Source organism: Aequorivita nionensis (assembly GCF_046352995.1).
In the GTDB taxonomy this organism is placed as follows: Bacteria; Bacteroidota; Bacteroidia; order Flavobacteriales; family Flavobacteriaceae; genus Aequorivita; species Aequorivita nionensis.
In genome coordinates, this window is sequence record NZ_CP130281.1 from 1,261,736 (window position 1) to 1,288,163 (window position 26,428).

At 38.9% G+C, this 26,428-nt stretch carries 21 protein-coding genes; 5 read left to right on the forward strand and 16 right to left on the reverse strand.

The features are described 5' to 3' along the window. Positions 1-3: 3 nt before the first annotated feature. The 10 genes from Q2U82_RS05720 to Q2U82_RS05765 form a co-directional block, all read right to left on the reverse strand. Positions 4-1,572, reverse strand: coding sequence for a serine hydrolase (locus Q2U82_RS05720; RefSeq protein WP_410006734.1), 1,569 nt, complete (start codon positions 1,570-1,572; stop codon positions 4-6). Positions 1,573-1,695: 123 nt separating this feature from the next. Continuing rightward, entirely contained in the window at positions 1,696-3,084 is a 1,389-nt protein-coding gene (locus Q2U82_RS05725) for an NAD(P)(+) transhydrogenase (Re/Si-specific) subunit beta (protein ID WP_410006735.1), read from the reverse strand. Between the two features lie 137 nt (positions 3,085-3,221). Next, positions 3,222-3,518: an NAD(P) transhydrogenase subunit alpha gene (locus tag Q2U82_RS05730; protein ID WP_410006736.1), complete on the reverse strand. Its 297-nt coding sequence runs from the start codon at positions 3,516-3,518 to the stop codon at positions 3,222-3,224. Between the two features lie 3 nt (positions 3,519-3,521). After that, entirely contained in the window at positions 3,522-4,655 is a 1,134-nt protein-coding gene (locus tag Q2U82_RS05735; RefSeq protein WP_410006737.1) for an NAD(P) transhydrogenase subunit alpha, read from the reverse strand. Positions 4,656-4,689: 34 nt separating this feature from the next. After that, complete coding sequence (locus tag Q2U82_RS05740; RefSeq protein ID WP_410006738.1) at positions 4,690-5,070, reverse strand: hypothetical protein; 381 nt, start codon at positions 5,068-5,070, stop codon at positions 4,690-4,692. Positions 5,071-5,101: 31 nt separating this feature from the next. Continuing rightward, positions 5,102-5,518 (reverse strand): GreA/GreB family elongation factor, encoded by a 417-nt coding sequence (locus tag Q2U82_RS05745; protein ID WP_410006739.1) that lies wholly within the window; start codon positions 5,516-5,518, stop codon positions 5,102-5,104. A gap of 90 nt (positions 5,519-5,608) precedes the next feature. Beyond that, the gene (locus Q2U82_RS05750; protein WP_410006740.1) at positions 5,609-6,904 is read right to left on the reverse strand and encodes a Glu/Leu/Phe/Val family dehydrogenase; all 1,296 of its coding nucleotides are present in this window, start codon (positions 6,902-6,904) and stop codon (positions 5,609-5,611) included. Between the two features lie 433 nt (positions 6,905-7,337). Next, a complete protein-coding gene (locus tag Q2U82_RS05755) occupies positions 7,338-8,654 on the reverse strand; it encodes a sigma-54-dependent transcriptional regulator (RefSeq protein ID WP_410006741.1) in 1,317 nt (438 codons plus the stop codon). Between the two features lie 5 nt (positions 8,655-8,659). Continuing rightward, complete coding sequence (locus tag Q2U82_RS05760) at positions 8,660-9,748, reverse strand: sensor histidine kinase (RefSeq protein WP_410006742.1); 1,089 nt, start codon at positions 9,746-9,748, stop codon at positions 8,660-8,662. Between the two features lie 126 nt (positions 9,749-9,874). After that, positions 9,875-10,912: a hypothetical protein gene (locus Q2U82_RS05765; protein ID WP_410006743.1), complete on the reverse strand. Its 1,038-nt coding sequence runs from the start codon at positions 10,910-10,912 to the stop codon at positions 9,875-9,877. 189 nt (positions 10,913-11,101) lie between these two features. On the opposite strand from Q2U82_RS05765, the gene Q2U82_RS05770 reads away from it, so the two are divergent. The 4 genes from Q2U82_RS05770 to Q2U82_RS05785 all read left to right on the forward strand — a co-directional run bounded on the left by Q2U82_RS05770 (position 11,102) and on the right by Q2U82_RS05785 (position 19,322). Beyond that, a complete protein-coding gene (locus Q2U82_RS05770; RefSeq protein ID WP_410006744.1) occupies positions 11,102-11,653 on the forward strand; it encodes a hypothetical protein in 552 nt (183 codons plus the stop codon). A gap of 21 nt (positions 11,654-11,674) precedes the next feature. Further along, complete coding sequence (locus Q2U82_RS05775) at positions 11,675-12,181, forward strand: phage tail protein (RefSeq protein WP_410006745.1); 507 nt, start codon at positions 11,675-11,677, stop codon at positions 12,179-12,181. Between the two features lie 34 nt (positions 12,182-12,215). After that, positions 12,216-12,722, forward strand: a complete 507-nt coding sequence (locus Q2U82_RS05780; protein ID WP_410006746.1) for a phage tail protein — start codon at positions 12,216-12,218, stop codon at positions 12,720-12,722. Between the two features lie 63 nt (positions 12,723-12,785). Next, entirely contained in the window at positions 12,786-19,322 is a 6,537-nt protein-coding gene (locus tag Q2U82_RS05785) for an HYR domain-containing protein (protein WP_410006747.1), read from the forward strand. Positions 19,323-19,454: 132 nt separating this feature from the next. Here the strand turns inward: Q2U82_RS05785 and Q2U82_RS05790 are convergent, their stop codons facing one another. The 6 genes from Q2U82_RS05790 to Q2U82_RS05815 all read right to left on the reverse strand — a co-directional run bounded on the left by Q2U82_RS05790 (position 19,455) and on the right by Q2U82_RS05815 (position 25,607). Continuing rightward, positions 19,455-19,988 (reverse strand): YSC84-related protein, encoded by a 534-nt coding sequence (locus Q2U82_RS05790; protein WP_410006748.1) that lies wholly within the window; start codon positions 19,986-19,988, stop codon positions 19,455-19,457. A 196-nt stretch (positions 19,989-20,184) separates the two neighbouring features. Continuing rightward, positions 20,185-20,538: a hypothetical protein gene (locus Q2U82_RS05795; RefSeq protein WP_068762730.1), complete on the reverse strand. Its 354-nt coding sequence runs from the start codon at positions 20,536-20,538 to the stop codon at positions 20,185-20,187. A gap of 101 nt (positions 20,539-20,639) precedes the next feature. Continuing rightward, positions 20,640-21,548: a DUF6268 family outer membrane beta-barrel protein gene (locus Q2U82_RS05800; protein WP_410006749.1), complete on the reverse strand. Its 909-nt coding sequence runs from the start codon at positions 21,546-21,548 to the stop codon at positions 20,640-20,642. 26 nt (positions 21,549-21,574) lie between these two features. Continuing rightward, the gene (locus tag Q2U82_RS05805; RefSeq protein ID WP_410006750.1) at positions 21,575-23,068 is read right to left on the reverse strand and encodes an aminotransferase class V-fold PLP-dependent enzyme; all 1,494 of its coding nucleotides are present in this window, start codon (positions 23,066-23,068) and stop codon (positions 21,575-21,577) included. Between the two features lie 27 nt (positions 23,069-23,095). Continuing rightward, entirely contained in the window at positions 23,096-23,575 is a 480-nt protein-coding gene (locus Q2U82_RS05810) for a hypothetical protein (protein ID WP_410006751.1), read from the reverse strand. After that, positions 23,523-25,607 (reverse strand): cytochrome c biogenesis protein CcdA, encoded by a 2,085-nt coding sequence (locus Q2U82_RS05815; RefSeq protein WP_410006752.1) that lies wholly within the window; start codon positions 25,605-25,607, stop codon positions 23,523-23,525. Before Q2U82_RS05815 ends, Q2U82_RS05810 begins: the two co-directional genes overlap by 53 nt. A gap of 355 nt (positions 25,608-25,962) precedes the next feature. On the opposite strand from Q2U82_RS05815, the gene Q2U82_RS05820 reads away from it, so the two are divergent. Then, the gene (locus Q2U82_RS05820) at positions 25,963-26,406 is read left to right on the forward strand and encodes a hypothetical protein (RefSeq protein WP_410006753.1); all 444 of its coding nucleotides are present in this window, start codon (positions 25,963-25,965) and stop codon (positions 26,404-26,406) included. The last annotated feature ends 22 nt before the right edge of the window (positions 26,407-26,428 follow it).

A 26,428-nucleotide genomic window follows, 5' to 3' on the forward strand; every position in this document is an offset into this window, starting at 1 on the left:
CATTTATTCCACCCTCCCAAACTCCAAATCCTGAAAATCGTAACTAAAATCGGTTAATGGTGAGATTGGGCTCATTGTAAAACCGTTCGCTTTTCCTTCTGTATCCAAACTAAAAGTTACAAAAGCATCCGCTTTTAAAGAGGCATCGTTCCAACGCACGGCATAAGTTGTTCCTTTATAAAAAGTCATTGTTCCGGCTAAGTCTTTAGATTTTTCAGATTTAAAATAAAGGCTTCCATTTTGATTGCTGATGGCAACATTGCCAAACCAAACATCTTTATATGTTCCTGTGTAATCTATTGGATTGGGTTTTGGCGCTTTGCTTTTTAATTGTGCCTCAATACTTTTTTCAACTTCAGAAACAATGCGCTCCTCTTCCTTTTCGCCTGCCAATCTGCGGTCGTTGTATTGCTTAATTCTGTCTTCGCCTTTTATGCCGAAATACGCATCTTTAATTGAATTGGTAATGGCAGTAAACGCAGAACCACTTTGCTGGTTGGTAAGCACAATAATTCCCAAATCCATTTCTGGAATAAGGGTAACTTGACTCACAATGCCGTTCAAACCGCCCGTGTGCGTAACCTGAAAATAACCGTTTACATCACTTAAAAACCAACCAAGGCCATAAGCCGAAAAGTGTGTGTTGTACGGACCTTTTCCACTTCTTAAAATGGTTTGTGGCGTCCACATTTCGTTGTGCACTTTACTACTGAAAAGGCTGTCCTGTAATTTCTCACCGTATTTTCCATCGTTCAGTTGCGCCTGCACCCAAGTGCTCATATCGTTTATGGAAGCGAAAATTCCACCGGCGGGCGTAGCTATTTGTGTGAAAGTATCACCAGTCAATTCCAGCTTTCCGTTTACTGGGGCGTGGCCGTCAATTCTGTTATCGTCTGCTTTAATTTTTGGAATGGAAAGAAAGGAACGTTCCATCTTCAAAGGTTTAAAGAAGTTTTCTGAAATATAATCGTCATAGTCTTTGCCCGAAACCCTAGCGATTACTTCGCCCGCAACAATGTAGAGCAGGTTGTCATAATCAAACTTGCTTCGGAAGGACGAAACAGGTTTTAAATACCGAAGGTTGTGGATCATTTCGGCTTTGGTCGTAGTATTATTTGCCGGAAAAATCATCAAATCGCCAGCGCCGAGCCCCAAACCGCTTCGGTGTGTTACCAAATCGCGCACCGTAAATTCGCGCGTTACATAGAAATCTGAAAGTTGAAATTCGGGAATAACGTCAGTTACTTTCGTGTCCCAAGTCAGTTTTCCTTTATCAATAAGCTGTCCCAAAGCGGCAGTGGTAAAAGCTTTGGTGTTTGAGGCTACACCAAAAAGAGTGTTTTCGTTTACCGCGGCATTTGTTTTTAATGAACGTACGCCGTAAGTGTTTTTATGATAGATTTTGCCATCCTTCAAAACCGCAACCGCCATTCCGGGCACGTCAAAGGTTTTCATCGTTTTCTCTACCAAACTATCAATTTGGGAACCGCTCAAAGCCTGAGCTTTTGCGGAAAAATTTAAAAAAAGAAGTACAATTGAGAGGATTAAAATTTTGGCAGAAAAAGTTCTCATAAACAGGTTTTTTAATTGGTGTTTAAAGGTATTAAATCTTTTTCTTAAATTTAGGTGAGCAGATGGGAACGTATTGCCCAGGGATATCCAGTCTGCGATTGAATCTTGGGAAAAGTACTGTTGTTATATCAACTTCAACTGATTCACAATTTCCTGCAAAGAGGCTTTCGCATCGCCAAAAAGAATACTGCAATTGTCCAGTCCGAAAAGATCGTTCTGCACGCCGGCATATCCTTTGCCCATACTGCGCTTCATTACGATTACTTGCTTACTTTCATAAGCCCGGATTATGGGCATTCCATAAACTGGACTGTCAGGATTGTTTTCGGCAGCAGGGTTTACCACATCATTGGCTCCAATTACCAAAACGGCATCATACTGTTCCATGTTTTCGTTGCCCTCGTCCATTTCCTTTAAAAGGGAGTAATCTACGTTTGCTTCGGCAAGAAGCACGTTCATATGTCCAGGCATACGGCCTGCTACTGGGTGAATAATGTAATTAACTTCCACATTGCGTTTCTCCAACAATTGCTGTAGTTGGCCGCAAATATGCTGTGCCTGCGCAACTGCAAGTCCGTAGCCAGGAACTATTGCAACTTTCTGCGCGAAGGAAAGCGAAAGAGCGGTTTCTGAAATGCTGATTTCCTTTATATCCTGCGCTTCTTCAACTACACCATTTTTACTCTTTTTGAAAGTTCCAGCAAGCACTTTCAGCAAGGAACGATTCATGGCTTTACACATTAAGAGTGTAAGCAAAATACCTGCTGCGCCCACAAAAATACCACCAGCAATCATCGCTTTGTTTCCGTAAACAAAACCTGCGAAGGCAGTAGCAATACCTGTAATACTGTTTAAAAGTGAAATTACAACAGGCATATCTGCTCCACCGATGGGCAGTACGAAAAGCACACCATAAACCATTGCCAACGTTGCCAAAACATACATAAAAGCGGTAAAGCCAATTGGAATGATGCCGATAAAATAAAGAACAGGTAATAAAACCATCAACCCTAAAAGTATTCTTGCAGAAAAAATGACGGTTTTGCTGCGTCTATCCTTCACTTTTCCAGCCAATTTTCGTTCTGCGATTATACTTCCGGTTAATGCAATTGCACCTGTAACCAAACCTGCAATAAGAAGAATTTGATTACTGATTATCGTGGTTGCAGGATCCATTTGGTTGGCTTCTACTAGCCCCAAGAGCATTGCGCAGCCACCTCCAGTTGCATTGAACAACGAAACCAATTGTGGCATCCCGGTCATTTGTACTTTGTCTGAAAGTCTTTTGCCTATTAGGGTTCCCACGGCAATTGCCAAAAGCATGATTATTAAATTGGTGTAGGGAACAGTGGCTGTTATCGCGGACAAAAAGGTAAGCACTACGGCCAAAACCATACCCATTGCTGCTATCAGGTTTCCTGTCTTTGCGTTTTTTGGGGAACTCATAAATTTCAATCCTCCCAAAAAGGAAAGGGTGGCAATTAAATAACCTACTTCGATGATTGCGTACATGGTTTTTTTATTCTGAAGGTTTTTTTTTGGAAATAGAATGACTTAAAAAAAAGACTAAAACATAAGGAAGTATTTATGCGTGAGGAGCCTTATGTTTTTCGTCTTTCAGTATTGAGTATATAAAATAAGCTAAGGAATTATTTTTTTTGACTGAACATCTTGAGCATCCGTCCGGTTACGAAAAATCCTCCGGAAATGTTTAAGGTACCGAGAAAAACCGCGATTCCCCCCAAAGTAAGGTTGAGGTAATCATCCGCCGGTACCCGAAGCATTACAATGATTGCTCCAACCAGAATAACGCCACTAATAGCATTGGCGCCACTCATAAGCGGTGTGTGTAAAATTGCGGGAACATTAGCGATTACTTCTATGCCAATGAAGACACAGAAAATAACAAAATAAATTTCTTGAATGTGTTGATTTATGAACTCCATAATTTAAGCTGGTTGTAGTTGTTTGGTGAAATATTGGTGGGTCCATTTACCTTCTTCCATAATTTGTGAAGCGGTTAGCAATGGATCATCATTTTGGTTTTCTGCCTTTTGCTTATATTTTAAAAAAGAGAAATAATTATTTGAAAGTAATTTTGAAGCTGCCAATGGAATTTCTGCAGCAAGGCTTGAGTTTCCTAAAATAGTAACTCCGTTGTGATTGATTGTTTCTTTATTTTTTGAAAGTTCGCAGTTTCCGCCTTGTTCGGCAGCCAAATCAATTATAACGCTGCCGGGTAGCATCGCTTCCACAGAGCGGGTTTCAATTAATAAAGGCGCTTTTCTTCCGGGAATATTCGCGGTGCTTATTACGATGTTTGCGGTTAAAATATGGTTGTGGATTAGCTCTTTCTGTTTTCTTTGGTATTCTTCACTTTGCTCCACGGCATAACCACCTGCATTTGAAGATTCGGTATAACCTTCCACTTCAATAAAGGTTGCGCCAAGACTTCTCACTTCTTCTCCAGCAGATTTACGAACATCAAAAGCTTCTACTATGGCACCCAAACGACGGGCAGTAGCGATAGCTTGTAAACCTGCAACACCTGCACCAAGCACTAATATTTTTACTGGCGTAAGTGTTCCGGCAGCAGTTGTAAACATAGGGAATACACCATTATAGATTTCAGAAGCCTTAATAACGGCTCTATATCCTGCCAAAGATTGCATGGAAGAAAGAACATCCATTGATTGCGCCAGAGTAGTCCGTGGCAGAAGGTCTAAACTGTAAACCGTAGCTCCATGTTTTTGATAAATAGCGAGTTTGGAATCATGAAAGAGGGGGTTGAAAATACCAATGAAGCAACAACCCCCCTTCATTTCCACTTCGCTAAAAGTATGGTTAATGGATACAATGGTATCCGAATTTTTAAAAATTGTTTCTCTTGGCAAGCAGCTTGCTCCTGCCTGCACATATTCTGCATCATCAATTTGAAGCGAACTGCCCAGCCCGGGCTCAAAAAGGATGTTGAGCTTCAACTCCCCGGTAAGACGTTTTACTTCTTTGGGCAACAAACAAACCCGCGGATCGTTTGGGGTTTTAAGGATTCCTATGGTCTTGGGCTGCGACTGTTCGATCATAAATTTTTATTGAAATTGTATTCTTTTTTATAAACTATTTGCTAAGCGCATTGAAGTATTCTTCTTTAACTTCTCTGTATTTTTTTAAATACTCCAAATAGGTTTTTCTGAATCTTTCATGTTCTGTTATATAAAACATATCACAATCAACATCTTCACATTCTGCCGCTTTTGGCAAACCTTCTTTATATTTTAAAAAAGCATCAATGATTTTAGCATTTGTTTCTTTTTCACGAACCAGTTTATCAAGTATAGCTGGAGAGTCAAAGACTTTTGAAAGTTCTGCTCTTCCAAGGTTCAACAAATTGGCAATCTCTTTTTCAATATAATTGAGGTGCTCAATCCAGTTGTCCAGTTCTATGGAACTATTTTTAAAAGTTATTGCTTCTGGGGAATCGTGATCGTAAATCTGCATGATGATTAATAAAAATTGTTAATTGTAAATACTATGATAGTACATCAATATCGATAGGTTTTTCGGCCTGCTTGACATTGGTAATTTTCAGTTCTTTAGTGCCATTTGGGAAATTCCAAATTACGGAATCGCCTTCCGCATAACCCATTACGGCCGATCCCATTGGGGCCAAAATGGAAATTTTGTTTGCCGCAATATCGCGCTCAGTTGGGATTACCAACTGAAATTCTGTTTGCCATGTTCCAGACTGAACTGTAACAAGACTATTAAACCGAATTACATCTGCAGGCATTTCTTCGTGGTCATAAATGATTGCACTTGTTAGCTCACCGCTTAATTTTTTAAGGGAAACCTTTGTGTTTTCGTCTTTATAATAACCAGTAACGTTCAGTAAACGCTTTAAAAAAACGTACTCTTTTTTCTCTAATATCAAATTTCCATATTTCATGGTTTCTATTTCATTATTAATAAAGATGGGACATCGTTGCTTTTTGAAACAACAGGGATAGATGTCCCATCTTTAAGGATTCAAAATTAATTATGGGAAAATTCCTCTTAACACATAGGCTTTTTCAATTCTTTCAATTGCGATAGCAAAAGCTGCCGTACGCATATCGATTCCTTTTTCTTCGGAATAGGCAGAAACTTTTTTGAAAGTAGTGCGGAGTTTTTTCTCCAGTTTTTCTAAAATCTCGTCCATTTGCCAAAGTTCTCCGTTACGGTTTTGAAGCCATTCAAAATAGCTTCCAATCACGCCACCGGAATTGCACATAATGTCTGGAATGATCGTGATACCGCGTTCCATCAATATTTTTTCGCCTTCAACATCTGTTGGGCCGTTGGCACCTTCAGCAATTAAAGTTGCTTTTATTGAAGCTGCGTTTTGTGCCGTAATCTGGTTGCCCAAAGCAGCGGGAATACAGATATCGCAATCCAATGCAAAGAAATCTTTACCCTCCATAGCCGAAGCTTCGGGGAAACCTACAATACTGCCGTTATTCGCTTTTCCGTAGTTGAAAAGATCTTCAACCTTAATACCTTCTTTGTTTTGAACACTTCCGAAGGCATCCTGAACACCTACCATTTTCGCACCTTCGTTTTCTAAGAAATGTGCTGCCCAATAACCTACGTTACCGAAACCTTGAACGATAAATGTTTTTCCTTTAAGGCTTTTGTTATTTTTTTCTGCCCAAAATTTAATGGTCAAAAACACACCGTAACCAGTGGCACGGTCACGACCTTCCAAACCTCCACTGCCAACGGGCTTTCCTGTAACTACGTGTTGGTTTTTAGAACGTTCGCTGGTACTTTTTGTACTCATATACGTATCTGCAATCCAAGCCATGGTTTGGTCATTGGTGTTTACGTCTGGGGCGGGAATATCGTGTTCTGGGCCTATGTTTTCGCCCAAAGCATAAGTAAATCTACGTGTAATTCGTTCCAATTCACCTTTTGAATATTTTGAAGGGTCAATCTGGATTCCTCCTTTAGCACCTCCATAAGGCAAACCTGCCAAAGATGTTTTCCAAGTCATCCACATTGCCAAAGCACGAGCAGCGTCAATATCTACCGTTGGGTGATAGCGAAGACCGCCTTTGTATGGGCCAAGTGCGTTGTTGTGCTGCACACGGTAACCGGTGAATATTTCCACATCACCATTGTCCATGCGAACAGGGAAGTGAATAATAATTTCAGTGTTAGTAATGCTAAGAATTTTGCGAACGTTTGGATTCAGATTTATTTTGTCTGCAGCGCTGTTGAATTGTTCCAACACGTTGTCCAACATTCCTCTTTTTACAGGTTGCGGTTTTTCCACGGTTTGTGTATTTGTCATTTTAATAATTGTTTTAAATAGTTACCAATTCTGGCTTTCTTTTTTTAATTTTTAATATCGGGTTAGGAATTTGGTGTTGAGATTCATCAAATTCGGTACATGAAAATACTGTGCTTTGGTTGTGTGTTAATATGCAATAAGCTGCGTGCGCACATCCATTGCAAAGATTTATAGGATTTGTATTCATAGTTACTTATTATTTGCAATTCCTAATTGGCAACCTGTATGCCATTAACTGGAATTATTTTGAAAATAATCTGTAATCAATTGAATAATAATACATTATGATTTTACAGATGTAATATTCTTAATGAAGTAGTTGGGGAATATATTCCACATTGGGGAGAAATTACCCAGTGAAATGAAATTCCAAAAAAGACAAATTCCAAATTCCAAAACTTTTTTTTGGAATTTAAAATTTGAATTTTTGTATTTATTCTTTGGTTTTCCCGCGTAATGTTTTTCGGTCAATTTTAAGGATTTCTGCAGCCTTGGTTTGGTTATTATCGGTTGCGGCAAGTACTTTTTGAATGTATTTCTTCTCCATTTCCTTTAAGGAAAGCAGACCATCTTCGGGGAAGTTTATTTGGTATTTTAAGGTTTCGGGCAAATCTTTTATACCTATTGTTCTGTCACACATAATTACAGCGCGCTGAATCACGTTTTCCAATTCCCGAATGTTTCCCGGCCAATCGTAACGCTGCAAAAGAGCTTGTGCCTCGGTATCAATGGTTATGTATCGGTCTTTGTATTCGTTACCATATTTGAAAAGGAATTTGTCTGCCAGCAACGGAATATCTTCCTTTCGTTCCCGAAGTGGCGGAACGTTAATTTCCACAACCGTCAATCTGTAAAAAAGGTCTTCCCGAAATGTTTCCTTTTCAATCATTTCCTTTAAATTGCTATTGGTAGCTGCAATTACGCGCACATCTATTTTTTCAGTTTTTCGCGAGCCCACTTTCACAACTTCCTTTTCCTGCAAAACCCGCAAAAGCCTTGATTGTACAGAAAGAGAAGCATTGCCAATTTCATCTAAAAAAATAGTTCCGCCATCTGCTGCCTGAAAAAAACCTTCGCGATCGTCATTGGCTCCGGTAAAGGCACCTTTCACATACCCAAAAAGCTCCGATTCCAAAAGGTTTTCTGGAATGCCGCCGCAGTTCACCGCAATAAATGGCGCACGCGAAAACTTTCCGTTATAGTGAATGGAACGCGCCACTAACTCTTTCCCAGTTCCACTTTCGCCACTTATAAAAATGGTTGCTTTATTATCTTTTACACGTTCTATTATTTGGGTTACATTTTTTATGGCTTCGCTTTCACCAATTATCTCGTTGTATTTTTTTGCTTCCGAAGTTTTGGTTGCGGTTTTTAGTTTCGTTTTGTTGGAAAGCGATTTCAAAACACCTTGTTTCAACTCTTCCTTTGTAAATGGTTTTACCAAATAATCAACCGCACCCGATTTAATTGCCGAAAGTGCATCCTGCACTGAAGGATAGCCCGTAACCACCAGTTTTGGCATATTCGGGTAATGTTCTGAGGCAAACTGGATGAGCTGAAAACCGTCCACTTCGGGCATTTTTAAATCTGTTATCAATAAATCTATTTCGGTATCGCGCAAAATGGCAACTGCTTCTTTCACTGAAATTGCCTTGTAAGTATGATAATCCAGCGAATGCAAGTGCCGTTGGAGGAGTTCCAAAATGTTGATGTCATCATCAACTAGAAGTATGTTTTCCTTTTGAAGCATCTTTTTTATTGTTTTGGAAAAGTAATAATAAAAACGGCGCCCGTTGGGTTATTGTGCTGATAATCTATAGTGCCTCGATGACTGCGTATAATTCCGTGCACTACACTAAGTCCAAGCCCAGAGCCATCTCCTACGGTTTTTGTTGTAAAAAAAGGTTGAAATATTTTCTGAACATTTTCAGTAGAAATGCCGGGGCCTTCATCTGAAATTTTAAGCGTTATTTTCTTTTTTGTTTCTTCCAATGTAATTTTTATCAATCCATTTTTAGGTGAAAAATAGATGGCGTTCAGCACTAAATTGAAGATAACCTGTGTCAACTGAATGGTGTCGGCTTTCAGTAAAACTTCTCCTTTTGGAAGGGTGACTTTATACCTTACCTCATTCTTTTTGAACGTTGGGTCTAGCAGATTCATAGCTTCATTAATAACAGGAACAATATCTGTCTGCCCCAGATTCTGTGGCATTTCGCAGGCAAAAAACATTAGCTTTTTTACAACCTCACGGGAGAAAATAGCGCTGTTTATAATCTTGTCAAGATCTTGGTTGCTTTGGGTGTTTTGGGGTTCTTTGCTTTTTAAAAGCTCCGCGAAGCCCAAAATATTTGCGAGAGGCGTGTTGAGTTCGTGAGCTATTCCAGCGGTTATTTCACCCAAGATACTCAAACGGTCTGCGTGTTCCATTTTTCGTTTCACGATGGCTTCGTTTTCACGAATGGCTACACGTTCCAAAAGATCACCCACATTTATGGCAACGTTTTTAAGCAGTTTTTTCTCTTCGGTTAAAAAATCTTTTTTGGTGAATTTTTCTGCGGGATAATGAATTTTTATATTTCCTTTCGGTTCGTTAAACACATTGATATTGCTTTCAATAAAAACAGTTTTTTTTGGAAGTGCCGAAGAAATGAGATGGTAAGGTTCTGAGCTAATTTCAACCGTGGCACTTTTGCTGTACTGTAAAGATTTACGCAGGCTGAGAGTGATTGAATATAATGTTTTGTCGAGTTCTTTGTAATCGTTATTTACAATAATTGAAGAAACTTCATACAGACAAGTAAGCTCTTTGATACGCTCCTTAAGGTTTTTTTCTAAAGTCATAAAAACTTGCTTCAATCTTTTGTCAAAGGTATCAAATTATACTATACGCACATTTTGGTTAGTGCTATTGAAAAAATGAAGCTTACTATAAAATTATGGTTAAGTATTGATAAAAAGGAGGTTTTTTTATGACCTTATTAATTGTGTTGCAAGCTCTGGATTTGCGCCAAGAGTGTATTGTGTTTTGGCGCCTATTATATTCTGATCATATTTTAGATCTGCCAAAATCAGTGGTGTCGTGAGACCGCTTTCATAAATTTTCAGGGAAATAGTATCAAAAATTGTTATTTCGGTTGAAATTGTAATCATATTGTAATTGCTGAGCTGTTCTTTGGAAAAGTGACTTTCTTTTTCAGGAAATTGAAACCCTTCTTTTTTGAATTCATTATCATTTTTAAATACTTCCTCTTTATTTAGTTTGAATACTGCTTCAGAATTTTCATAAAAATCAATAGCCTTAAAGTTCTCCGTTGCTGTTTGATACTTATTTTTTTTCTCAAGGTTTATAAGGCTCAAAAACAGTGAAATATTTTCGGGAATAAGGATTGTTTCTTTTTTCAGTTGCGGTAAAAGATTATAGGTTGTTGCAACTTGTGGCTCATTGCGCAAGGCATTTTGCATACACTCTACCAAAAGAATATCTGCGTCAAGTTCTGATGGAATATTAAAGTTTGAAGCATCACAATGATAGAATGCTTTAACATATTCGTCAGCATCAAAAGCTTTAAGAATATTTTTTAAACTTTCAATACTTACTGGATTAACTTCAAGTAAAATTAGTTGCAGTTCTGAAGGTTTGTATAGAGAAAGAAATGGTAATATTAAAGTTGCATAAGGTCCTGTGCCGGTGTACAGGATAGTGGTTGGTTTCTCAGGGTTTTTGATGCGCAGGGTTTTTAAGGCTTCATGAATCCCTTTCATAAACTTATAGGTTCGCATTAAATCCTCCAGGCACATTCCAGCCCATTTTGGACCTATTGCCTGTCCGTTTTGCAAAGCGATGTTTTTCGAACTTATTTCCGCTTCCAAGTCCATATTTGAAAGGGTTTCCAATAGTTGTTTTAATTCTGAAACAGCATTTTGAAGAATATAAAAATCCAGTTCTTCCCGAATGATTTTTTTTGTGATTTTTGATAATTTTTTCTTTGCTTCTGCCGATGTCATGGGTGTAGATTATTTAGCGAATATACGTTTTAACGCTAAAATTTAATTTACGTGCTACTACGTATAGAGTGCCTAAAAAAAATATAATAACTTGCGTTAACAAACATTTAAGAATTTTTCATCTAAAAAGGCCGTGTGTAAAACTCTGTTTAAAAGGTCATTAATTCTTAAAAACTAACTAACCATATTATGAAAAACACTACTTCGCGAAGACTTTTTATGCGCAATTCTGCTTTTGCCATAACTGGTTTAGCCGTATTGACCCCCACGATCACAAGTGCTTTCAATGCCCATGAAAGCCCGTTTTTAGGCTATAATCCTTATGCCGAGACCAAGACTGATTTAAGAACTGGAATTTTTAATACCAATTCGGTTACTATTAAAGGAACCATTTATGAAAATGATGGTAGCACTCCAGTAAATAATGCAACTGTGGAAGTTTGGCACCTTTCTCCGAATTCATCTAAATATCGACATCGCGCAAAAATTATCGCTGACAAGCAGGGTAATTATGAATTCATAACCGATTTTCCAAACAAAGAAGAAGGGAAAAATGCACGTATTTATTTCAAAGTTTCAAATTCTGAAAAATCCATTTTTACAGAGTTATTGTTGAATAATTCAGGAGCACAGATTACTTGTGAACATTGGAAAAAAAACCAACAGTTGGGAGATAAATTGTTTCCTGAAAAATCAGAATTAATGAATCAATTACATATTCAATTTAATATTTCGGTATAAACAATTTAAAAACTACTTATTATGGAGCCATTTTTAGGACAAATACAAGCATTCGGATTTAATTTTGCGCCACGAGGATGGGCTTATTGTAATGGCCAGCTATTAGCTATTAGTCAATATTCGGCTCTTTTTTCCTTATTAGGTACTCAATACGGAGGGGATGGCAGAACAACTTTTGCGCTTCCAGACCTTAGAGGAAGAAATGGATTGCATTTTGGCCAGGGGCCAGGACTAAGTAATATAGTTATGGGAGAAAGAGGCGGTGCCGAAACTCTAACAATGACTGTTGCACAAATGCCTTCACATAACCACGCTCTCGCGGCAAAGGAAGAAGGAACTTCAGATAGTCCAAATGGAGCGTTTATAGCTGGAGATGGAACAAATGCTTTTGATTTTAACTCAGATACGGTTATGGCTAACGCTTCAATAGGAAACACCGGAGGCAATCAACCATTAAACATACAAAACCCTTTTTTGGGAATCAATTATTGTATAGCATTAGAAGGTATTTACCCTTCAAGAAATTAATTATTAAACTTTAACCAATTTAAAACAAACTATTATGGAACCATTTATCGGACAAATTCAACCATTTGGATTCAATTTTGCGCCACGCGGCTGGGCTAAATGCGATGGACAAATATTGTCTATTGCTCAAAACACAGCGCTTTTCTCTTTATTGGGAACCACCTATGGCGGCGATGGCAGAACTACCTTTGCGCTACCAGATCTTAGAGGTAGAAATGGACTGCATATAGGTCAAGGCCCTGGACTAAGTAATGTAACTTGGGGTGAAAGAGGCGGAGCCGAAACACGAACCTTGACAGTTGCACAAATGCCATCACACGGTCATGCTATTAATGCAAAAGAAGAAGGAACTTCAGATAGTCCAAGCGGAATGTATATAGCTGGAGATGGGACAAATGCTTTTGGCTCTCCTTCAGATACAGTTATGGCTGGCAATTCAGTAGGAAACACAGGAGGCAATCAACCCATAGATATACAAAACCCTTTTTTGGGAATAAACTACTGTATTGCATTAGTGGGTATTTTCCCTTCAAGAAATTAATAATAACACCCCTTTTTTTTAAAGAAAATCTCCCCAGATTTAACTTAACATGAAAAAATAATTATGAAAAAAATTACCCTACTAATAACAATGCTTTTGGCAACAATTATTGGTAATAGCCAAACAGCTTTAACTGCTGGAGATATTGCCTTTGTTGGAAGCAATTCAGACGGAGCAACAAATGCTGACGATACGGTTGCATTTGTTCTTTTAAAAGATATAGATGCTGCAACCACTATCATTTTTACTGACATGGGTTGGAATGATGGAACAGGTTTTTTTGCAACAAATGGTGACGGAGAATTTACATGGACTTCAGGAGTTGCTAGAACAGCTGGTGAGGTTGTTACTATTAATATGGGACCGCTATTTCCAGCTGCCTTTAGTTCTATTGGAGATCAACTTTTTGCCATTCAAGGCTCAACTGCAGCTCCAACTTTTATTGCTGGATTACAGTATAACGATACTTCGGGGGATGATGCAAACTGGGATGGATCTGCAACTTCCAATTCTACTTCGGCGCTTCCAAATGCTTTGGTCACAGGCACCAATGCCGTTCGTTTAATACCTGAATCTGACAATTGGCAGTTTAGTTGTGTTCTTGCTGGTGGAGCTGTTTCGGGAACCCCTGCCCAAATACGTGCTATCGTAAATAATAGGGCAAACTGGGTGAGTAGTGACACCACCCCTTTTAATCCTGCTTTGGAAGCTGGTTGTGGATTTACAATTAGTGGAGGAGGAGATACAACTCCACCTGTAATAACTTGTGCTCCAACTCCTGCGCCAATTACAGCTGGAATTAATGGAATGGCCGCTATTCCGGATTTAGTAAGTGGCACAACAGCAATAGATGATATTTCAATACCTGCTAATATTACCATAACACAATCTCCAACTGCTGGAACTATGGTTGGTGTTGGAGTTTATAATGTGGTTTTAACAGCGACAGATGAAGCTGGTAATAACGCAACGTGTACTATAGTTGTGACAATAAACGAACCACCTTTCACAACTTTAAACCCTGGCGATATTGCCTTTGTGGGTTTTAATCTAGATGGAAATGACGGCTTTGCATTTATACTTTTAAAAGATATAATTGCTGGAACAAATATAAAATTTACAGATTGTGGTGTTTCAAATCCCAACACAATAAGCTGCGTAGGTTCAGGCGGTGAAGGTAGTGCAACTTGGTATGCTTCTTCTGCAATGAGTGCAGGAGATATAGTTACTTTGCCTGGAAGTTTCATGTCTGCAAGTGTATTATCTTCCATTGGAGATCAGCTATTTGCTTATCAAGGAACAGCTGCTTCTCCTAACTTTATTACTGCAATACATAGTAATGTTGATCCAGGTGTTACAACAGATGGAGATTGGGATGGAGCAAATACTTCAAATTCAACAACTGCATTGCCAGATCAATTAACAAATGGCGTAAACGCCATTAGACTTTATGTTGCTGGAACTCCAGATACAGAGGTTGATAACTGGCAATTTGATTGTAGTGCAGTACCTGGTGGATTTCCTATTTCAGGATCTCCAGCACAGCTTGCTGCTATTATTAATGATATACAATATTGGATAAATAATGATACCACGGAGTTCGTTCCTACCGCTAAAGCTGGCTGTAGTTATGATGTAGGTGCTTCATTTACAGCGCTAGCAGATTTATGTGTGGATGCTGGAGTACAATCTGGTCTTGGCGGAGGAACGCCTACTGGTGGAGTTTACAGTGGTCCAGGAGTTACGGATGATGGTAATGGGATGACATACAGTTTTGACCCTGCTGTGGCGGGAGTTGGAACACACACATTAACTTATACAGAAAGTGGAGATTCTGCCACAGATGATGTTGAAGTCTTTGCTTTGGATGATGCTTCGTTTAGCTACGGAGCTGCTTCCTATTGTGCAGATGACTCAGATCCTACGCCAACAATTACCGGTTTGGGTGGAGGAACGTTTTCTTCATCACCGACAGGCTTATCAATCAATACTTCAACAGGAGCAATTGATGTTTCTGCCAGCACACCTGGAGCATATACTGTTACTTATACAACAACTGGAACTTGTCCAAATAGCTCTGGTGTGAGCGTTACTATAAACGCTTTGGATGATGCTTCGTTTAGCTATGCTTCTGCTTCCTATTGCGTAAATGCAGCAGATCCTAGCCCGACCATTACAGGATTGGGCGGAGGAACTTTCACTTCATCGCCAGCAGGCTTATCAATCAATGCTTCAACCGGAGCAATCGATGTTTCTGCCAGCACACCTGGAGCATATACTGTTATTTATACAACAGCTGGAACTTGTCCAAATAGCTCTGGTGTGAGCGTTACTATAAACGCTTTGGATGATGCTTCGTTTAGCTATGCTTCTGCTTCCTATTGCGTAAATGCAGCAGATCCTAGCCCGACCATTACAGGATTGGGCGGAGGAACTTTCACTTCATCACCGACAGGCTTATCAATCAATGCTTCAACCGGAGCAATCGATGTTTCTGCCAGCACACCTGGAGCATATACTGTTACTTATACAACAGCTGGAACTTGTCCAAATAGCTCTGGTGTGAGCGTTACTATAAACGCTTTGGATGATGCTTCGTTTAGCTATGCTTCTGCTTCCTATTGCGTAAATGCGGCAGATCCTAGCCCGACCATTACAGGATTGGGCGGAGGAACTTTCACTTCATCGCCAGCAGGCTTATCAATTAATGCTTCAACCGGAGCAATCGATGTTTCTGCCAGCACACCTGGAGCATATACTGTTACTTATACAACAGCTGGAACTTGTCCAAATAGTTCAAGTGTTAGCGTTACAATAAATGCTTTGGATGATGCTTCGTTTAATTACGATGCCGCTGAATATTGTGCAGATAGTTCTGATCCTACCCCCACCATTACAGGATTGGGCGGAGGAACTTTCACTTCATCCCCAGCAGGCTTATCAATCAATGCTTCAACCGGAGCAATTGATGTTTCTGCCAGCACACCTGGAGCATATACTGTTACTTATACAACAGCTGGAACTTGTCCAAATAGCTCAAGTGTTAGCGTTACAATAAATGCTTTACCTACAGTTACTTTTACTGCGCCACCGAGCCCTGTTTGTCCAGGTGAAGTATTATCTGGCCAAGGCGGAGGCGCTCCAAATGGAGGTATTTATAGCGGTCCTGGAGTTACAGATGATGGAAACGGATTAACTTATACATTCGATGCAGGTGCTGCGGGTAATGGAACACATACAATAATTTATACATATAGCGATGTTAATGGATGTGTAAATAGTGCTTCAGATGATGTGACAGTTGAAGATACTACACCTCCAGTAATTACTTGTCCCGGAGATTTTATAGTTGATAATGATCCTGGAGTTTGTGGTGCTACTATAAATTATACTGTAACTGCAACAGATAATTGTAGTTCAGGAGTTCCTGTTTCACAAACTTTTACATATACAGGAACCGTTCAAAACTTTACTGTACCAGCTGGTGTTACCTCTATTTCAATTAGCGCTTTAGGCGCACAAGGAGAGATGGGCATTGGAGGAGATGCTGGTGCTGGTGGCTTTGGAGCTTTGGCTAATGGAGACCTATTAGTGACTCCTGGCGATGTTTTAACAATATACGTAGGAGGAAGTGACGGTTTTAATGGAGGAGGAATTCCAGGTGTTAGCGGACTTAATACTTCAGGTCACGGTGGCGGTGCCAGTGATGTAAGAATTGGTGGAGGAACCATAAATGATAGAGTTATTATTGCTGCTGGAGGTGGTGGTGGTGCTGGCGGACCTCAAGGAAGCTGTGTAGGTGGACCAGGTGGAAATGGCGGATCTGGAGGTGACATTTTATTAGGAGGTTCTGGTACTACAGGAAGTGGCTGCGGTGCAGGAGGAACTGGAGGAATAGGCGCTACCGATATGATGGGTGGAACTGGAGGTTTAGGAAATTCTAATTGTGGTGATACTGGAGGTTCAGGAACTAATGGTGTTTTAGCAATTGGTGGTAATGGTGGAGATGGTAAAATAGGATGTAGTGGATTTACTGGTTCTGGCGGTGGCGGCGGTGGCGGCGGCTATTACGCTGGCGGCGGCGGTGGCGGCGCTGCCGGAGGTGGCGGTGGCGCATGGTCAGGCGGTGGCGGAGCTGGCGGTACTTCTTATATTGGAGGTGTAAATAATGGAACAGCACAAGGTGGTATTAGATCAGGTAATGGTCTGATTACCCTTACTTGGAATGTTGCATTAGCACCTACCCAAACTGCTGGTCTTCCTTCTGGAAGCACATTCCCTGTGGGAACTACAACCAACACCTTTGTAGTAACCGACGCATCAGGAAACACTGCAACATGTAGTTTTGATGTTACAGTAAATGATACTGAAGTTCCAGCAATTACTTGCCCTGGAAATATTACCCAAAATAATGATCCTGGAATTTGTGGAGCTGTAATAACCTATACTGCTCCAGTTGGAACTGATAATTGTTCAGGTTCAACCACAGTCCAGACTACTGGTTTGGCTTCAGGCGAAATTTTCCCTGTTGGAACAACAACAAATACATTTGTAACAACAGATGCTTCGGGCAATACAGCAACCTGTAGTTTTGATGTAATTATCAATGATAATGAATCTCCAGTAGCTAACTGCGCCGCGCCCTTTACAGTTCAACTAGATGCCAACGGAATGGCGAGCATAACAGTTGGGGATATTGATAATGGCTCTACTGACAATTGTGTAATAGCAAGTACTAGCATTGACGTTACAGACTTCACTTGTGCAGATGTAGGCCCCAACACAGTAACCTTAACAGTAACTGATGTAAATGGAAACAGTTCAACCTGTACCACGATTGTAACGGTTGAGGACAATGTGCCGCCAGTAGCCAATTGTGCAGCTCCTTTCACCATCCAACTGGATGCAAATGGAATGGCGAGCATTACCGTTGCCGATATTGAAAACGGAAGTACGGATGCCTGCGGAATTGCAAGCACTACAATAGATATTACTGATTTTGATTGTAGCGATGTTGGTCCGAATACAGTTACCCTAACGGTAACAGATGTTAACGGAAACACTTCAACCTGTACAACAATAGTAACTGTGGAAGACAGCATCCCACCAGCTATTGCTTGTCCAGCAGATATTACAGTAAACACTGATTTGGGCAACTGTTCTGCCATTGTAAACTTCCCAATGCCAATAGCCTCAGACAACTGTGGCGTGGCTACCGTAACCCAGACAATGGGTGACCCAAGTGGAAGTATGTTCCCCGTGGGAGCTACAACCATTGAGTTTACCGCTACTGACGTAAACGGAAATACAAATACGTGCAGCTTTATCATTACGGTGATAGACAATGAGGCGCCTGTGGCAGTTTGCCAGAACATCACCATCCAGTTGGATACAGCTGGTAATGCCAGCATCGTAGCTGCTGATGTTGATGGAGGAAGCACCGACCAATGCGGGGTGGCAGACATTTCAATAGATGTCGATACTTTCGACTGCAGTAATGTTGGCGATAACAACGTAATACTTACTGTAACAGATGTTAATGGTAACGTTTCTACATGTACCGCAATTGTAACAGTGGAGGATGTAACAGCCCCGGTAGTTGCTTGTCAAAATATAACTGTGGAACTAGATCCGGTAACAGGAACGGTAACTATTCTTGGAACGGATATAGACAATGGTAGCACAGATGCATGTGGCATTGCAAGCTATGAGCTAGATATTGATACATTCGATTGTTCAAACATAGGAGATAACACAGTGGTATTGACCGTAACCGATGTAAATGGTAACACAGAAACGTGTACCGCCATTGTAACGGTGGAGGACAATACAAGTCCAGTCCTTGTTTGTCAAGATTTCACTATCGAAATTGGGGCAGATGGTACCGCTACTCTTAACCCAAGTGATGTGATAGCCTCTAATGACGATGTTTGCGGTATCCTTACGGTAGCTGTGGACATTACTGAGTTCAGCTGTGCTGATATTGGTACGCCGGTAACGGTTCAGGTGTTCAGCCAGGATAATAACGGTAATTTGTCAACTTGTACCGCTACAGTAACTGCCGTTGATCTACTTGAACCAGTAGTAACCTGTCCTGCAGATCAAACAGTAGATCCTGGAGCAGGTAATCTGTTCTATATTGTACCGGATTACTTTACAACTGGTGAAGCCACTGCTGTGGATAACTGTACAGATCCTATTACAATATTTACACAGGATCCTGTACCTGGAACAGCACTTTCAGATGGCACTTACACCATTACCCTTACAGCAACGGATGAGTACGGAAATGTTGGAACTTGTGATTTTGAACTAACGGTTGAAACGACCATTGGCATTGGTGAAAATGAACAGAATCTTGGAACGGTAACAATGTATCCCGTTCCTGCCAAGAATATCCTGAACATCAGCAACCCGCAGCATATTGATCTTGAAAGATTAGAGATTTATGACCTAAGAGGCAGATTGGTTCAAGTTTCTGACCTTCGTGGAATGGGTTCTGTGAAACCAATAGATGTGCAACTGCTTGCCGCTGCTTCTTATTATGTTAAGATAATTGGTAAGTACGGAACAATAACAAAACGTTTATTGAAAGAATAATTTTTCATAGTTGTTGATTGTTAAAATGGGATCGCCCGGAAGTAATTTTCCGGGCGATTTTTTTATAGCTAAATAAAATTATTAGGTTTAATAAATCCCTTAAATAAAGTATTTATCAACAGAATTTGTTACTTAATCGAAGTCTTCAAAGTCAAATTTTTGTCCACCTACAGAAACTTCTGCCATTAATCCTTCTTTGGGCAAGGTAAATACAGCAACTCCATCAGTATAAGTAATATCAAAAGACGGTGGGCTTTGGTCAGCGGCAATTGCAGAAAGGTTTGATCCAAAACTGAAATCGTCATCCATAAATTCTTGAACACTTTTATCTGTTTTAAAGAATATTACCTCGCTATAGGCCTTTCCGCCAATTTGTGCGCCTACATCCAATTGTTTCATATTGGCCATCCCAACAAGCACTCCGCGTTCGTAAACCGCGCCATTTCCTGAGGCGGCACCAATAATTATGGCTCCCTTTCCAACATTCGGAAAGATTGCGTAAGCTTTGGCATCATCAAAATAACCTTGCAACTTCGGGTTGGCATCAAGAAAAGCTGCCTTCGCTTTTTCAGAATCTGCAATAACTTTTTTATCATCTGCATTCTGTGCAAACAATGAAATACTGAAAAACAGCATCATCAGCATTAAAAAATTTTTCGTTTTCATAATTCAAGTTTTTTGTTTGAATTTTAAAGATACCCTATAAACAAAGCGATAGCGGTTAAAGGACTGTTATATTATGCACAAGAATTTGCTAAAATTTGGAAGGTAGGAATTAACGAAATGCGAAAAAGCTTTGTTGAATTTATGGATTTGAGAGTTTGTTATTATAGAGGATTCCTTAAATGAAAGGAAAGTGAAATTATTTAAGATCTTTTTTCACCAAAAGATAAAAATCATTATCCAAAGGGAGGTATCCTTGGTCATATAAATAATAATAGGTAGAACCAGATTTTGTAGTGTAAATCCCGGTGAAATAATCAAAACTGAAACCCATTCGCAATAGCTTGTCTTTTGTAGTTTTGGTTTTATCTTCAGAATTTAGAGTTTCAAGAATTCTGTAGTTTTTTCGAAGCCGATTATTAATGTTTCGAACCAAGTTTTTGTTGTCCTTATTTAGTGAATTGTTGTGCGCATTACGGCAAGCATCGCTGCAGAATTTTTTGTCAGCACGCCCTATCAATTTATCGCCACATTCCGGACAGGTTCTTTCCATCTTTTAAAGATAGAATTTTTTCAAAATAAATACTAAATCTTCAAGTACCAAATTCCAAAAGGTCATTGTAATTGGAATTTGGAATTTGCTCATTGGAAGTTTTATTCTTTGGAATTTGATTCCCGAATGTGGAACCTGTAAATAGCTTCAAATTTCAAGAAAACCCCACCATTTAAAGAAGGGTTCAATTGGGTGCGATCGTCACCAAAACTGAAGGCCGAAACGCCAAGATCCATTTTATCACCCGCGGCATACATTTCATAATTGTTACTGGAGTAGCCAACTTTGGCTCGCAGCAAAACACTTTCCTCTAACGCATTGAACTGTAAATATCCTGCAAACTCCAAAGAGCTGAGGTCGGCGTAAAGTGTTGGACTGTTTTCATAATGCACATTATAGCTTCTTCCAATTCCGAAATAATCCATCCCTACAGTGGTGCTGCCCAATTTGTAGCTAACATCTGCTGAAATGGGCAAACTCATATCCATTTCAAATCTTTTGTTGGGGCTTAAGTAGTACCAACCCAAAATGGGAGTTGTAAAAAGACCAAATGCTTCCTGTGAAGCATAAACTCCAAAGCGATATTTAAGATTTTCGTTTTTCTTCAATTTCAAAAGTGCGAAACCACCAAAGTAAAAGTCATCACTGGAGATATTTTTGTAATCTGAAGCAATTTTCGGAAGCAAAACAATGGTGGTGCTCCATTTTTCAGACCAAGTTGACGCTAAGCCTAATTTTATATTAGTGCTATAAAGAGTGGTGTATGCTGCTTCTGGAAAAAGCTGAAGGTTATTTATACTAACATCTGCGCCAGTGATCAATGCATGATTTTTATTGAGAACTACGGGAAATGTGAGTCCTGCATCAAAAAACTTCACATTTGTACTGCTGTCAACTCCTTCAAAATTATTATTAATTGTTTGTCCGTAACCAATTCGAAAAAGATCCACATATTCTTGTGCAGAACTGAAAAAAGGGAAAAGAAAAGTTAGAAGTAGAAGTCTTTTCAAATTGTTTACTGATTAATTACAATTCATTATTTAAATGTAAACCATTCCTTCATTTTGTCATCCGCAATTTCTTTTGGATGAAAATATTCGTTGTTTTTGGAATTGTATTTATATTCTTTGCTCCAATCCGAAAAATTTTCAGCAAGTTGCTTTATGGAATCGCAAACATATTCCACTTCCGCATTGGTGGTTGTGGGATGGATAGACATCCTTATCCAGCCTGGTTTGTGAGTCAAATCGCCGTGGTCAATTTCGCAAGTTACACGGTTTGAGGTTTCCTGATCTACGTGAAGCAAGTAATGGCCATAGGTTCCTGCGCAAGAACATCCGCCTCGGGTTTGTATTCCGAAACGGTCATTGAGCAATTTAACACCAAGATTGAAATGCAAATCGTCTATATAAAAACTTATAACTGCAAGTCTATCTGTAGTATTTGGAGCAAGAATTTTTAAATTTGGAATATTCCCAAGCTTTTCAAAAATGATCTCCAACAGTTCGTGTTCGCGTTTCAAAATGTTTTCAATCCCCATTTTTTCCTTTAAACGAATGGATAGCGCCGTACGGATTGTTTGAAGAAAACCTGGCGTTCCCCCGTCTTCTCTTGTTTCAATATCATCAATGTATTTGTGGTTTCCCCAAGGATTGGTCCACGAAACGGTCCCGCCACCAGGATTGTCCGGTACAGTGTTTTTGTATAGGTTGTTGTTGAAAATAAGCACACCGCTAGACCCAGGTCCGCCCAAAAATTTATGTGGTGAAAAGAAAATTGCGTCTAAATGAGCACCTTCTTCTTCAGGGTGCATATTTATTGAAATGTAAGGCGCTGAACAAGCAAAATCTACAAAGCAAAGACCGCCGTTTGCGTGCATTAGCTTCGCGATTTCATGATAAGGTGTTTGAATTCCTGTTACGTTTGAACAGCCTGTAACCGCTGCAATTTTAATGGGATGTTCTTTGTATTTTTCAACAGTTTCAGCGAAGGTGTCCATACAAACCAAAACATCATCGTTTGGCGGAATTACCACAACTTTCGCAATAGTTTCCAACCACGAGGTTTGGTTACTGTGGTGCTCCATATGTGTTACAAAAACCACCGGTCTTATCTCGTCAGGAATATTAGCGTATGGTTTTATATTCTCTGGAATTTTCAATCCTAAAATCCGCTGAAACTTGTTTATCACGCCAGTCATTCCGCTTTCACAAGTAATCAATACGTCGTGTTCGTTAGCATTTACGTGTTTCTTTATGATTTTTCGTGCTACGTGGTAGGCCTTAGTCATCGCAGTTCCCGTTACTGAAGTTTCAGTGTGGGTGTTTGCAACAAAAGGACCAAAATCCTTCAGCATTTTTTCTTCAATAGGCGCATAGAGACGACCACTTGCTGTCCAATCCGTATAAATAATTTTTTTTGTTCCAAAAGGGGAATCAAACTCTTGATTAATTCCCACGATATTCTTTCGGAAAGGTTCAAAATACTTTTCCAATGCGGTGGTTTTTACTTTTTCTTCCGAAGAAATCATCTTTCGATTTTTAAAAATTACTTAAATTTAATCAATATTGTTTACAAAACTTTTTATTTGTTTTAAATCTGAAGTCAATTTGCTCCAAGGTTCTGCGTTTAGATATAGTTTTTTACTTATAATACCATTTTTCCCATTATACTTCAAAATCAGATTATGAGAATTGAATAACGAATTTGCCGTATAAACTACATCAGTTATTTCCGATTCAGAAATTTTTATATCTTCTTTTTGAGTTATAATAGAATACGTCTCAAAAATGAAGAATTCGTCGTTTATTTTAATGTTCGTTAATAATTTTGGGCTATATGCAATTCCTATAAAAAGAATAAAAGCAAACATTCCAACTTGAATAATGCTAGAATCAACAAAAAAGTATATTCCAACTAACCAAATGACTCCAATTATCAATTGAAATATTTTTTGTTTTCTATACTTTTTTATCAATGTCATATTATTTCTTAAAAGCGCCAACTCCTTTTTGAAGCCAGCCGTAATATTCTTCAATATCAGGTGTGTAGCCTACGGGCTCAATAAGGTTTTCTTCATTGTGGTCCATCAAAACATAAAAGGGTTGCGAATTGGTTTTATATTTTATGGTTTGTAACTCGCTCCATTTTTGACCGATATACTTGAGTTTTTTACCGGGTTTTAATTGTGATTCAACAATTTCGTCATCTTCAAGTTTACGTTTGTCATCAACATATAGCGATATAAGTACTACTTCATTTTTCAACATATTTAATACCTTATCATCTACCCAAACGTTCTGCTCCATTTTTCGGCAATTAACACAAGCCCAGCCCGTAAAATCAATCATTACAGGTTTACCTATTGTTTTTGCGTATGCAAGACCCTTGTCATAATCATTAAATGCTAAAATTTGATGGGGTGCCAATAGGTGAGCGCCTTCGGGTACCTCTTGGTGTTCGTTCGAAACTATCCCTCCACCAACTTTGGAATTACCGACACCATAAGGCGATTCTGCATAATCTAAAGGCGGCGGGAAAGCACTAATTAGGTTTAGGGGCGCACCCCAAAGTCCGGGAATCATATAAACGGTAAATGCTAATACCAGTAGTCCAAGACTAAGTCGGCCAACCGAGATATGCGTCAATGGCGAATCATGTGGCAATTGTATTTTTCCAAAGAGATAGAGGGCCAAAGCCCCAAAAATGGCAATCCAAATAGCGATGAAAACCTCTCGTTCCAACCAGTGCAACTGAAGCACAAGATCTGCATTTGAAAGAAATTTAAATGCCAAGGCCAGTTCTAAAAAGCCCAAAACAACTTTTACAGTATTTAACCAACCTCCAGATTTTGGCAACGAATTCATCCATCCTGGAAATGCTGCAAATAATGCGAAAGGTAGCGCGATAGCTAAAGAAAATCCAAGCATTCCAATAATAGGCCCTACTTGACTTCCGCCAGCAGCTGCTTGAACCAAAAGAGTTCCAACAATAGGCCCAGTGCAAGAAAACGATACAATAGCCAAAGCAAGAGCCATAAAAAAGATACCTATTAAACCGCCTCTATCAGCTTGTGAGTCCACTTTGTTTGCCCATGAATTAGGAAGCATAATTTCAAAAGCGCCTAAAAAGGAAACTGCAAATACAACTAACAAAACAAAGAAGATAACATTAAACCAAACATTAGTTGACAGAGCATTCAGTGCGTCGGCGCCAAATATTAAACTTACCAGAATACCTAATAATACATAAATAACAATTATTGAAATACCATAAATAATAGCGTTTTTTATACCTTTTGCCTTGGTTTTACTTTGTTTCGTAAAAAAGCTTACGGTCATAGGTATCATTGGGAAAACACAAGGAGTTAGCAATGCTGCAAAACCCGAAAGAAAAGCTAAGAAAAAGATGGTCCAAAGACCTTTTTCATCTTGTTTTTGGTTTTGTTTAACTGCGGAAAGTGTGTTTTCTGAGGAAACTTGAACGGTGTCTTTTACAACTTCATTTTTTATAGTATCAGCCGCAGCAATATTTTCAATATTTTCGGTGATTGCTTCGGTGGTTTCAATATTGTCTGTGTTTTCAGGAGTTACAGCAGGTTCTTCACTTTTTTCTGGTGCAGGAATTTTAAAGACCAAATCAACATAGCTCGGTGGTAAACACCGCGTATCATCACACACCATAAATTCAATCTCACCTTTTACGGTAGTGCCTTTGTCCCCCGTTAATTTAATTCGTTGGGTAAATGTTGCGGTGTGCTCAAAAAAAGTAATTACCATGTCAAAAACAGGATCGTGGACAGTGTGACCTTTGCTTTCTTTCGCCTTTCCCACTAATTTATAAGCACTGTTTTCTTCGAAAGTAAGATTCGTTGGTAGGGGTCCATTGTCTGGAACTACTTGTGAATAAAGGTGCCATTTGTCTTCAATAGTTGCTTTTGAAATTAAATCATATTCGGTTTCCGATATTTTTTTAATGCTAGTAGACCACTTTACGGGGTCAAGAATCTGTGATTGGACGGATGCAAGTGAAACTGTGGCGAGGAGGAGAAAGAGGTATATTTTTTTCATTAGGGAATAATATTAAAATAGAATCTTTAAAGGACACCAAATTTGAGGGAAAAAATGCAGTATTCAAAATTATGAATCACTTTTGGGTAAAAATGAGTGTTTTAATGAAGATAAAATTAAAAAATTCAATAACGAATAAACCAAAATAGGCTAAAAAAACAACTAAGTGGCAATTTTATAAGTATAATAAATGAATTGTTTTGTTTATGTGAATTTGAAATGGTGTTATATTCGCCAAAAATTATTTAAATATAAAATTATGAAAATAGCAAAACTGTTCTTTATTACAATTCTTGTAATTGGTTTTACAAGTTGTAATAAGGATGATGATGGAAATTCTGACTTTTCATTAACAATGGAAAATTTTTCGGGAACCTATAAAATTAGTTCTTTTAATGAAAGAATTCTTGATGTTGATATTGACAATGGTATAGAAACTAACACCACTACTACTTTAGTAGGCGACTCATTTCAAGGAACCTATGTTTTTAATTCAGATGGAACTTATGTGATGGATGCTCAATACAATATCACCGAAACGGTTGTTGTAGAAAACAACCCTCCAGTAGTCGATAATTATACGGTTTCTGACGATTTTACGGGGACGTATACTATAAATACATCAGACAGTTCAATTACAATTACCTATGTAAATGGAGGTTTCACTGAAACAACTACCTTTATGATAGAAAATTTTTCATCAACAGGTGTAAATTTAACCTATATCGATATTAATGATGACCCTACTGATGGTAATACCTATGATCTGAGGGGCGAAATAGGATTAGTCCGTCAATAAAATATTAACCTTTTTTTCAAAA

What these genes read in the sequence shown, in the direction of transcription:
- Q2U82_RS05820 (WP_410006753.1), top strand. Translation starts at nt 25,963, where the DNA reads ATGGAAAATTTTTCGGGAACCTATAAAATTAGTTCTTTTAATGAAAGA.
- Q2U82_RS05780 (WP_410006746.1), top strand. Translation starts at nt 12,216, where the DNA reads ATGGAACCATTTATCGGACAAATTCAACCATTTGGATTCAATTTTGCG.
- Q2U82_RS05735 (WP_410006737.1), bottom strand. Translation starts at nt 4,655, where the DNA reads ATGATCGAACAGTCGCAGCCCAAGACCATAGGAATCCTTAAAACCCCA.
- Q2U82_RS05755 (WP_410006741.1), bottom strand. Translation starts at nt 8,654, where the DNA reads ATGCTTCAAAAGGAAAACATACTTCTAGTTGATGATGACATCAACATT.
- Q2U82_RS05785 (WP_410006747.1), top strand. Translation starts at nt 12,786, where the DNA reads ATGAAAAAAATTACCCTACTAATAACAATGCTTTTGGCAACAATTATT.
- Q2U82_RS05775 (WP_410006745.1), top strand. Translation starts at nt 11,675, where the DNA reads ATGGAGCCATTTTTAGGACAAATACAAGCATTCGGATTTAATTTTGCG.
- Q2U82_RS05720 (WP_410006734.1), bottom strand. Translation starts at nt 1,572, where the DNA reads ATGAGAACTTTTTCTGCCAAAATTTTAATCCTCTCAATTGTACTTCTT.
- Q2U82_RS05750 (WP_410006740.1), bottom strand. Translation starts at nt 6,904, where the DNA reads ATGACAAATACACAAACCGTGGAAAAACCGCAACCTGTAAAAAGAGGA.
- Q2U82_RS05725 (WP_410006735.1), bottom strand. Translation starts at nt 3,084, where the DNA reads ATGTACGCAATCATCGAAGTAGGTTATTTAATTGCCACCCTTTCCTTT.
- Q2U82_RS05730 (WP_410006736.1), bottom strand. Translation starts at nt 3,518, where the DNA reads ATGGAGTTCATAAATCAACACATTCAAGAAATTTATTTTGTTATTTTC.
- Q2U82_RS05805 (WP_410006750.1), bottom strand. Translation starts at nt 23,068, where the DNA reads ATGATTTCTTCGGAAGAAAAAGTAAAAACCACCGCATTGGAAAAGTAT.
- Q2U82_RS05765 (WP_410006743.1), bottom strand. Translation starts at nt 10,912, where the DNA reads ATGACATCGGCAGAAGCAAAGAAAAAATTATCAAAAATCACAAAAAAA.
- Q2U82_RS05770 (WP_410006744.1), top strand. Translation starts at nt 11,102, where the DNA reads ATGAAAAACACTACTTCGCGAAGACTTTTTATGCGCAATTCTGCTTTT.
- Q2U82_RS05815 (WP_410006752.1), bottom strand. Translation starts at nt 25,607, where the DNA reads ATGAAAAAAATATACCTCTTTCTCCTCCTCGCCACAGTTTCACTTGCA.
- Q2U82_RS05740 (WP_410006738.1), bottom strand. Translation starts at nt 5,070, where the DNA reads ATGCAGATTTACGATCACGATTCCCCAGAAGCAATAACTTTTAAAAAT.
- Q2U82_RS05795 (WP_068762730.1), bottom strand. Translation starts at nt 20,538, where the DNA reads ATGGAAAGAACCTGTCCGGAATGTGGCGATAAATTGATAGGGCGTGCT.
- Q2U82_RS05790 (WP_410006748.1), bottom strand. Translation starts at nt 19,988, where the DNA reads ATGAAAACGAAAAATTTTTTAATGCTGATGATGCTGTTTTTCAGTATT.
- Q2U82_RS05745 (WP_410006739.1), bottom strand. Translation starts at nt 5,518, where the DNA reads ATGAAATATGGAAATTTGATATTAGAGAAAAAAGAGTACGTTTTTTTA.
- Q2U82_RS05760 (WP_410006742.1), bottom strand. Translation starts at nt 9,748, where the DNA reads ATGACTTTAGAAAAAAACCTTAAGGAGCGTATCAAAGAGCTTACTTGT.